The sequence below is a fragment of the Paraburkholderia sp. DHOC27 genome (genome assembly GCF_003429005.1).
Lineage (GTDB): Bacteria > Pseudomonadota > Gammaproteobacteria > Burkholderiales > Burkholderiaceae > Paraburkholderia.
The window spans coordinates 564,648-574,345 of record NZ_QVQV01000007.1; the positions used below are offsets into that span (position 1 = coordinate 564,648).

Consider the following 9,698-nt stretch of genomic DNA (forward strand, 5'->3'; position numbering starts at 1 on the left):
GAGTGGATGCAGGTCCGGGCGGACCTGCGTCGTTTGCGCGGCATCAGTCCACAGGATTGATGCCGCGCTTTTTTTATGCGCGCTTTAGCGTGTGCTCGGCCGTGAGGTTGTCCCAGACGACGCAGCGCAAACACCAATCAACGCGAAGCAAGCAGCAAGCACACAAACAAACTCACCGCTGCATCGATTCCCAAACCTTATACAACCGCTTCACCGACACCGGCATCGGCGTGCGCAACTCCTGTGCGAAGAGTGAAACGCGCAACTCTTCCAGCAACCAGCGAAACTCCGACAGACGCGAATCCAGCACGCCGCCACGCTGCGCGAGCGCGCGCTGATAGTTTTGCAGCAGCGGCGCAAACTCGGCGAACTGCCGCGCGTCACGTGCCGAATCGGCCTTCAGCTTGTCGATGCGCAACGCGATGCCCTTCAGATAGCGCGGAAAATGTGCGAGTTGCGCATACGGCGTGTCGATCACGAAGCGTTTGCCGATCAACGCATCGAGCTGGCTCTGCATGTCCGCGTAAGCCGCCGTGAACGATTTGGCCTGCACGAGCTTTTTGGTCACGCTCGCGTATTCGCTGAGAATCTGCCCCACCAGCCGCGCGATTTCCTGCGCAAGCAGCGTCAAGCGGCTGCGCCCTTCGTCACGACGGGTATGGAAGCTCGCGTCATCATCCGGCAGCGGGTCCTGCAGGCACGCACGATCCAGCGCTGTGTCGATCAACTGATCGCGCAACTCCTCCTGCGTACCGCGCGGCATGTACTGCATGGCCATTTCGCGCAGACCCGGCAAGTTCTTCTCCAGATACTTGATCGGCTCCTTCAACTGCAGCGCAAACAGACGCCGCAGACCGGCGCGGTGGATTCGCGCGGCCTCGTCCGGTGAGTCGAAAACTTCGACATCGCAATGCGTGCCGCGATCGACGAGTGCCGGATAACCAAACAACGTCTGCCCGCCACGACGAATTTCGAGCAACTCGGGCAGCTTGCCGAAATTCCAGGTGGTGAGTTTCTCGTACAGCGCGGTGGTCGCGGCCACTCCCTGCGAAGGTGTCTGCGGCAGCGGCACACCATCCCGTCCACGCGCCTGCCTTCCTTGTGCGGACACATTGGACGTTGCCCCAGCACCAGCGGCACCTGCAGCAGCGCCCACAGCCGCCCCACCACTCCCCGCCAGCGCAATCCCCGCCGCGCCCGAGGCGATCTTCTGAAAATGCTGCTGCGCCTGACCGCCCAGTTCCGCGCGAAGTTGTGCGAGATTGCGGCCCATCGCGAGTTGCCGCCCATGCTCGTCGATGACCTTGAAGTTCATGAACAGATGCGCGGGCAAGGTCTCCAGCTTGAAATCCGACTGCTTCATAGCAACCTGGGTCTGCTCGCGCACATCGGCAATCAGCGCTTCGAGCAAACCGCCTGCGCCAAAACGCGGCCCACCTGCACGCTCGACAAAACCCGCCGCGTATTCCGGCAGCGGCACGCAATGCCGCCGCAACTTCTGCGGCAACGATTTGAGCAGCAGTTGGGTCTTTTCTTTCAGCATCCCCGGCACGAGCCATTCGCAGCGTCGTGCATCCACCTGATTCAACGCGTAGAGCGGCACCGCGAGCGTCACGCCATCACGCGGTGAGCCCGGTTCGAAGTGGTACGTCAGCGCCATCTCGACGCCGGACATCGTCATGCGCTTCGGAAACAGATCCGTCGTGACGCCGGAGGCCTCGTGGCGCATCAGATCGTCACGCGACAGATACAGCAGGCGCAGTTTGTCCTCCGGCTGCCCGCTGTTCTTCACTTCGTCGCGATACCAGCGCTCGAACGCCGCGCCGGTATGGATGCCCTGCGGAACGCTCTGATCGTAGAACGCGTAGATCAATTCGTCGTCGACCAGCACATCCTGACGGCGCGACTTGTGTTCGAGTTGCTCGATGTCGGCCAGCAGCTTGCGGTTGTGCGCAAAGAACGCGAGCTTGGTGTCGAACTCGCCTTCCACCAGTGCGCCGCGAATGAACAGTTCACGCGCGCGCGCCGGATCCTGCTTGCCGAAACTCACGCGGCGCCGATGATAAATCGGCAAACCGTACAGCACGGCCCGTTCGTACGCGGACACCTGCGCCGCGCGCTTTTCCCAATGCGGCTCGGACAGCGATTTTTTCAACAGATGCGCGCCAATCCGCTCGATCCACTCCGGCTCGATCTTCGCGATACAACGCGCGTACAGCCGGCTCGTCTCCACCAGTTCCGCGGCCATGACCCACTTGCCGGCTTTCTTCACCAGCGCCGAGCCCGGCCACAGATAAAACTTGATGGTGCGCGCGCCGAGGTAATACGGTTCGTCGTCGGCTTTCAGGCCGATATTGCCGAGCAGGCCCGTCAACAACGCCAGGTGGATCTGTTCGAAAGTGGCCTCGGCCTCGTTGAGACGCCAGCCATGTTCGCGCACCACCGTCAGCAATTGCGAATGCACGTCACGCCATTCGCGCAGACGCAGTTGCGAAAGAAAATTCGCGCGACACTCGTCGTGCAACTGACGGTTCGACTTCTTGTGCGCAATCGCTTCTTCGAACCAGTTCCAGATTTTCAGCCATTGCAGGAATTCGGAGCGCTCGTCGGCGAAGCGGCGATGCGCCTGATCAGCCTGCTCCTGCGCTTCGATGGGCCGGTCACGCGGATCCTGCACCGACAAGGCGCTCGCGATGATCAGCACTTCGCGCAGCGCCTGCTGATCGCGCGCGGCGAGAATCATCCGGCCCACGCGCGGATCGAGCGGCAGGCGCGCGAGTTCGCGGCCGAGCGGCGTGAGTTCGTTGTCGTCGTCGACCGCGCCGAGTTCGTTCAGCAGTTGATAGCCGTCCGCAATGGCGCGACCCGGCGGCGGTTCGATGAACGGGAATGTTTCGATTGCCGTCAGATGCAGCGACTTCATGCGCAGAATCACCGACGCCAGCGACGAGCGCAGGATTTCCGGGTCCGTGAAGCGCACACGCGCCTGGAAATCGCTTTCCTCGTAGAGCCGGATGCACACGCCGTCCGCGACGCGGCCGCAGCGGCCGGCACGCTGATTCGCAGCAGCCTGCGAGATGGATTCGACCTGCAGTTGCTCGACCTTGTTGCGGTACGAATAGCGCTTTACACGCGCCAGACCCGTATCGACCACATAGCGGATGCCGGGCACCGTCAGCGAGGTTTCCGCGACGTTGGTGGCGAGCACGATACGCCGCGCGTTCGAGGTGCGAAACACGCGCTCCTGATCCGCCGCCGAAAGCCGCGCAAACAGCGGCAGAATTTCCGTATGCGGAGGATGATGTTTGCGCAACGCCTCCGCGGCATCGCGAATCTCGCGCTCGCCGGGCAGGAACACCAGCACATCGCCGGGGCCTTCGCGACACAGTTCATCCACGGCTTCGACGATCGCGTCCATCAGATCGCGATCCGTCTCACGCTGCGATCTGGCACGATCGGGACGCTCGGCACGCTCGCGTGAAGAAGCCGAACCCTCCGCCGACTTCACCGCCGGGCTGTCTTCCGCGACGGGCCGGTAGCGCACCTCGACCGGATACAGACGGCCGCTCACTTCGATCACCGGCGCGGGTTTATCGTCGCTGACGAAATGGCGCGCGAAGCGGTCGGCGTCGATGGTCGCCGACGTGACGATCAGCTTTAGATCGGGACGGCGCGGCAGGATTTCGCGCAGATAGCCGAGCAGAAAGTCGATGTTGAGGCTGCGCTCGTGCGCCTCGTCGATGATCAGCGTGTCGTAGGCCTTGAGCAGCGGATCGGTCTGCGTTTCAGCAAGCAGAATGCCGTCGGTCATCAATTTGACGGACGCACCCGGCGAGAGGTTGTCGGTAAACCGCACCTTGTAGCCGACCACTTCGCCAAACGGCGTGCCGAGTTCTTCGGCGATGCGCCGGCCGGTCGCCGAGGCCGCGATACGGCGCGGCTGCGTGTGGCCGATCAGGCCGGAGCCGCCCGCGCCGAGCCCGCGGCCCAGTTCGAGGCAGATCTTCGGCAGCTGCGTGGTTTTACCGGAACCCGTCTCGCCGCAGACGATCACCACTTGATTGTTCGCAATGGCCCGCGCAATCTCTTCGCGCCGTCCGGACACCGGCAGCGCTTCCGGATACGTGATGGGCGGAATCGGATTGGGTTCGACCGTGCGCGATGGACGCGGCGGACGAGGCGGACGGGGTTCGTGGGGTTTGCGTGGTTCGCCGGCTTCGCGTGCCTCGCTCGTCTGACCGGCCGCGCCGCGCTCATTCGAACGGCGCGTCTGGGCGCTGGCGTCGCGACGCGGCCCTTGCCCAGCCGGCTGACCCGCTCGCCCCTCCACCGCCTTCTGTGAATTTTTCGAGTCAGCAGGTGCGCGGCGCCCTTGCTCGCGCCGCTGCGCGCCGCCCTCTTCGCGGCCTGTCTGTGAGACTCGCCGCCCGTCACCGCCAGCAGCGCGCCGCTGCCCCTCGCCGTGCGACTCGCGCGATGGTTCGGATGCGGCATTCGCAGCCGTTTTCTGATTCGCCCCCGCGGGACTTTTGGGTACATTCGACATGGGGGCGCATTATAATCCCGGGCATGAATTCCCAAACCGACCTCGTCCCCACGCCCGCGAGCGCTCCGGCCCCAACCGGCGCTACGGAATCCGACTCGCAACACGCGCAATTCGTCGACTGGATGCGCTCGGTTGCCCCCTATATTCACGCGTTCCGCAACAAGACGTTCGTTGTCGGGTTCGGCGGTGAAGTGGTGCATCAGGGGCTGCTGAACGCGCTGGTGTCGGACATCGCGCTGTTGCAGGCAATGGGCATCCAGATCGTGCTGGTGCACGGCTCGCGGCCGCAGGTCGAGGAGCAGATGAGCCTGCACGGGGTGGAGTCCGAGTTTTCGCACGGCATGCGCATTACGGATGCGCGCGCGCTGGAGTCCGCGAAAGAAGCGGCGGGCGAAGTGCGGCTGGACATCGAGGCGGCCATCAGCCAGGGCTTGCCGAACACGCCTATGGCGCACGCGCACATCAGCGTGGTGTCCGGCAACTTCGTCACGGCGCGCCCGGTCGGCATTCTGGATGGCGTCGATTTCCAGCACACCGGCGTGGTGCGCAAGATCGACGCGGATTCGATCCGCCATTCGCTGGCGAGCCGCAAGCTCGTGCTGCTCTCGCCGCTCGGCTTCTCGCCCACCGGCGAGGCGTTCAATCTGGCCATGGAAGACGTGGCATCGGCCGCGGCCATCGCGCTGCGCGCCGACAAGATCGTGTTCCTCACGGAAACGCCGGGGCTCATGCAGGAAGGCGAAGAAGGGCCGGAACTGATTCACGAACTGTCGCTCGACGACGCCTACAAGCTGCATGAAAGCGGCGAAGTCACCGGCGACGCGGGTTTCTATCTGAAGCATTCCATTCGTGCCTGCCGTGGCGGGGTGGCGCGGGCGCACATCATCCCCTACGCGCTCGACGGCAGCCTGCTGCTCGAACTGTTCCTGCACGATGGCGTGGGCACGATGATCTCGTACGAGAACCTCGAAAGCCTGCGTGAAGCAACGCCGGACGACGTCGGCGGCATTCTCGCGCTGATCGAGCCGCTCGAATCCGACGGCACACTGGTGCGGCGCGGACGTCACCAGATCGAACGCGACATCGACCACTTCTCTGTGATCGAGCACGATGGCGTGCTGTTCGGCTGCGCGGCGTTGTATCCGTACACGCAGGAGCGCATCGGCGAAATGGCGTGCCTCACCGTCGCGCCTGAAGCACAAGGCACCGGCGACGGCGAGCGCCTCCTGAAGCGCATCGAGCAGCGTGCCCGCGCGCGCGGCCTCACGCGCATCTTCGTGCTCACCACGCGTACCGAACACTGGTTCCTCAAGCGCGGCTTCAAGAAGGTCACTGTCGACGACCTGCCGGAAGACCGTCGCCGGCTCTATAACTGGCAGCGCAAGTCACTGGTGCTGATGAAACAGCTCTGAGCGGCCCCATATAGGCCCGATAGCGACTGACCGATAACGCAACAACGCCCCACACCGATTACAGGAGAAGCACAGCATGGCTCGTATGGTTCAATGCGCGAAGCTCGGCAAGGAAGCCGAAGGCCTCGATTTCCCGCCGCTGCCGGGCGAACTCGGCAAGCGGATCTACGAAAGCATTTCGAAGGAAGCGTGGCAGGCATGGCTCAAGCAGCAGACCATGCTGATCAACGAAAATCGCCTGAATATGGCCGATCCGCGTGCGCGCCAGTATCTGATGAAGCAGACCGAAAAGTTCTTCTTCGGCGAAGGCGCCGATCAGGCCACCGGCTACGTGCCGCCGTCGGAAAGCTGAGCGACTGGCAGGCTCGCATCTGATGCGACAGGCAGCCCGAACGACAAAAAATCCGCGCCGCGTGCGCGGATTTTTTTCGCCCCTGCTTGCTCAAAAGTACCCGCGCAGCGCCTCTGTTACATCTTCTGACATCCGCCGCAATCGCCCGCCCGGCAAGGGATGGAAGGGCCTCGCCGGGCTCCCGGGGTAGCCCCCGGTTTGCACGATCCTCTGTCATCGTGCTATCATGTTCCTCGCTTCAACAGTCTTTAACCATCATTCGCGTTCAATTCAACGTGCGGCGCCTTGCGCAGCCCACCACGAACTGAACAGTTTTTGACAAGAAGGCTTGTCGGTCAAACCGCAAAGCGCGCAACGCTGGCGCGGTCATCACCGGCCTTTTTCGTACCAAGCCTTTCAGCGGCGCCCGCGGCACTACGTGCCGAGCGTCCACACGCATCTGCCCCCCTTTCACGGCCACGCAGATGCAACGATCAGCAGCAATTTAGACCAGTGCAATTCCGCGACATGCGCGGGGCACGGGCGTTGTGCTTTTCATTTTTTCCGACGCCCTTGCACGGTCCACACTTCGTGGGCCTTCGCCCCTTTCGCGAAACTGCACTCCCCAGCACCCGTGGCGGAACGTTCATGCGTTTCGTCGCAGTCATTGGAGTATGCACCTTGACCGCTTCCAGCAACGGCTTCTGGCGACATCAGAAACAGGAACAGCGCCTGACCCTCGACGACATCACCGTGGTCGATCAATCTCTTCTCAAGCGGGCCGTCGGCGCGATGGCGCTCGGCAACGCAATGGAATGGTTCGACTTCGGCGTGTACAGCTATATCGCCGTCACGCTCGGCCATGTCTTTTTCCCGTCGAGCAGCCCGTCCGCGCAGTTGATCGCCACCTTCGGCACCTTCGCGGCGGCCTTCCTCGTGCGCCCGATCGGCGGCATGGTGTTCGGCCCGCTCGGCGATCGCATCGGACGTCAGCGCGTGCTCGCCATGACCATGATCATGATGGCGGTGGGCACCTTTGCCATCGGCCTGATCCCGAGCTACGGATCGATCGGCATTCTCGCGCCGGCGCTGCTGCTGGTCGCGCGTCTGGTGCAGGGCTTCTCCACCGGCGGCGAATATGGCGGCGCGGCCACCTTCATCGCCGAGTTTTCGACGGACAAGCGTCGCGGCTTCATGGGCAGCTTCCTCGAATTCGGCACGCTGATCGGCTACGTGCTCGGCGCGGGCACCGTCACGGTGCTGACGGCCACGCTGTCGCACGAAGCATTGCTCTCATGGGGCTGGCGCGTGCCGTTCCTGATCGCGGGGCCGCTGGGTCTGGTGGGTCTGTATATCCGGATGAAGCTCGAAGAAACGCCCGCCTTCAAGAAGCAGGCCGAGGAGCGCGAAGCCGAGGACAAGGCTGCGCCCAAGCACACCTTCCGCGAACTGCTGGCCAGGCAGTGGAAGCCACTGCTGCTGTGCGTGGGCCTCGTGCTGATCTTCAACGTGACCGACTATATGGCGCTGTCGTATCTGCCGAGCTACCTGTCGTCCACGCTGCACTTCAACGAAACGCACGGTCTCTTCCTCGTGCTGCTCGTGATGGTGCTGATGATGCCGATGACGCTGTTCGCCGGCCGCCTGTCTGACAAGATTGGCCGCAAGCCGGTGATGCTGTTCGGCTGCGTGGGACTGCTGGCGCTGTCCATTCCGGCGCTGCTGCTGATCCGCACGGGTGAGATGCTGCCGGTGTTTGGCGGCCTGCTGATTCTCGGCGTGCTGCTGTCGTGCTTTACGGGCGTGATGCCCTCGGCGCTGCCGGCGCTGTTCCCCACGCGCATCCGTTATGGCGCGCTGGCCATTGGCTTCAACATCTCTGTGTCGCTGTTTGGCGGAACGACGCCGCTCGTGACGGCATGGCTCGTCAACCGCACCGGCGATCTGATGATGCCCGCTTACTATCTGATGGGCGCGTCGCTGATCGGCATCGTCTCGGTGCTCGCCCTGCGCGAAACCGCCCGCAAGCCGCTGCTCGGCTCGGGACCGTGCGTGGCCACGCATTCCGAAGCACATGCAGTGCTGCGCGGTGAACGTGAGGCAGCGGAAATGGATGAGCGTTACGCGGCGGCGCAGACTGCGCGGGCGTGATGTGTAGGGCTGATTGGTGCGCTTGATCTCTGCGCGTTTAGCAGCACGATCAGTACAGGCAACACGGCGCACGATCAGACTGCGAGCTTGACTAAGAAAGGGCGGTACGGATCACTCGGTGCGAACTGCACCCCAAAAGGTTGGACAGTTGTCCAACCTTTTTATTGTCAGCTTCGCTGCGGCCGTTCGTTCAGATCAAGATTGACTTCTTAGAAGCGTTCCATCTGGATTGATGGCTTCCTCATCCTTTCGAGTAGGGTAATAAACCTTTTTCTCGTCCAACTCGTAAAAAATTGTCCCGTGTATGCCCTGAGCGTCTACCTTCTTTATGCGACGACGCCAGATTCTGCTGCGGCTCCAGCGTACGAGCAAATTCAACGGCACATCTAAAAAAATCTCGACGCCCTTTGATGCGCTCGCTGTACCCCCAATACGTCTCATCATAGAAGCCACCCAATAGGGTCGCGGACGGCGTTCGACGTGGCATACCCACGCTCCAACCATGCATGGGCTGCATGTTCATGTGCGCAGTAATAGACTCGCGCGTCAACGCGGGATGTTTGATGAGCAGCCGCAAATCGAAGGCGTAACCCTCATCGTCGCTCATTGCCGACCCGCATCAGTACCCGTTCACATACCACCGCAATCTGCGCTCCGCTCGATGGCTCGAAAACTACTAACTCTATTTTTTGGTCGTTGAGTTTCATGACTTAGTCGTCTGGCGGATCAAACCACAAATCAAAGTGAAGCTCCATTTCGAGCGATGCCAAATCCGCCATGTGTTTTGGCTTAAGAGCGGGACCTCCGTTCCCCGATACGGAAGTCCACAAACAGTATGTTCGGTACCAGCAACCCATCTCTCGTAGCTTTTTCATGTCGATGTGACCGGTCGTGATCTTCCGCAGCAAAAGATCGAGATGATCCGAAACATCAACGGACTCAAGTTCACTGGTGTCAAGGAACCAACCCAGAAGTCCGTTCCTGCTGCTGGTCCTCGTCGGTGAAATCTTGATTTCGCTTGCCACGCGTTTCATCGTTTCCATATCGGAGCAATAAATGCAAAGCGTGACGTAAGTTCGTGCGCAAGCTGACATATTTGATCCGATAGGTTAGTAGCGCGATTTGCGGCCGTCATCAATTCTCGCGACTTGCATCGCGAACAGCTTCAGTTTCAATTCAAACCACGACGAAGCCGAAGCGAAACGCGTCGAGTCGTGCCAGCTAGCGCACCAGTCGCTCACTATCGGGGTGACGAATC

The 9,698-nt window shown here is 61.9% G+C and carries 5 protein-coding genes; 3 read left to right on the plus strand and 2 right to left on the minus strand.

The genetic code is table 11. From position 1 onward, the window contains the following. Nucleotides 1–172: 172 nt before the first annotated feature. The gene (gene hrpA / locus D0B32_RS24055; RefSeq protein WP_117336773.1) at nucleotides 173–4,546 is read right to left on the minus strand and encodes an ATP-dependent RNA helicase HrpA; all 4,374 of its coding nucleotides are present in this window, start codon (nucleotides 4,544–4,546) and stop codon (nucleotides 173–175) included. A gap of 23 nt (nucleotides 4,547–4,569) precedes the next feature. Between hrpA and argA the strand changes: the two genes are divergently transcribed. From argA to proP, 3 genes are all read left to right on the plus strand, one after another. Next, a complete protein-coding gene (gene argA, locus D0B32_RS24060; protein ID WP_117336774.1) occupies nucleotides 4,570–5,958 on the plus strand; it encodes an amino-acid N-acetyltransferase in 1,389 nt (462 codons plus the stop codon). Between the two features lie 76 nt (nucleotides 5,959–6,034). After that, nucleotides 6,035–6,310 carry an oxidative damage protection protein gene (locus tag D0B32_RS24065; protein ID WP_117336775.1) on the plus strand — a complete coding sequence of 92 codons (276 nt, stop codon included), beginning with the start codon at nucleotides 6,035–6,037 and terminating at the stop codon, nucleotides 6,308–6,310. Between the two features lie 627 nt (nucleotides 6,311–6,937). Beyond that, a complete protein-coding gene (gene proP, locus D0B32_RS24070; RefSeq protein WP_259295115.1) occupies nucleotides 6,938–8,440 on the plus strand; it encodes a glycine betaine/L-proline transporter ProP in 1,503 nt (500 codons plus the stop codon). Nucleotides 8,441–8,681: 241 nt separating this feature from the next. Here proP and D0B32_RS32640 read toward each other — a convergent pair whose 3' ends face one another. Then, nucleotides 8,682–9,047, minus strand: a complete 366-nt coding sequence (locus tag D0B32_RS32640) for a hypothetical protein (RefSeq protein WP_181969887.1) — start codon at nucleotides 9,045–9,047, stop codon at nucleotides 8,682–8,684. Nucleotides 9,048–9,698: the final 651 nt, after the last annotated feature.

What these genes read in the sequence shown, in the direction of transcription:
- hrpA (WP_117336773.1), bottom strand. Translation starts at nt 4,546, where the DNA reads ATGTCGAATGTACCCAAAAGTCCCGCGGGGGCGAATCAGAAAACGGCT.
- proP (WP_259295115.1), top strand. Translation starts at nt 6,938, where the DNA reads ATGCGTTTCGTCGCAGTCATTGGAGTATGCACCTTGACCGCTTCCAGC.
- D0B32_RS24065 (WP_117336775.1), top strand. Translation starts at nt 6,035, where the DNA reads ATGGCTCGTATGGTTCAATGCGCGAAGCTCGGCAAGGAAGCCGAAGGC.
- argA (WP_117336774.1), top strand. Translation starts at nt 4,570, where the DNA reads ATGAATTCCCAAACCGACCTCGTCCCCACGCCCGCGAGCGCTCCGGCC.
- D0B32_RS32640 (WP_181969887.1), bottom strand. Translation starts at nt 9,047, where the DNA reads ATGAGCGACGATGAGGGTTACGCCTTCGATTTGCGGCTGCTCATCAAA.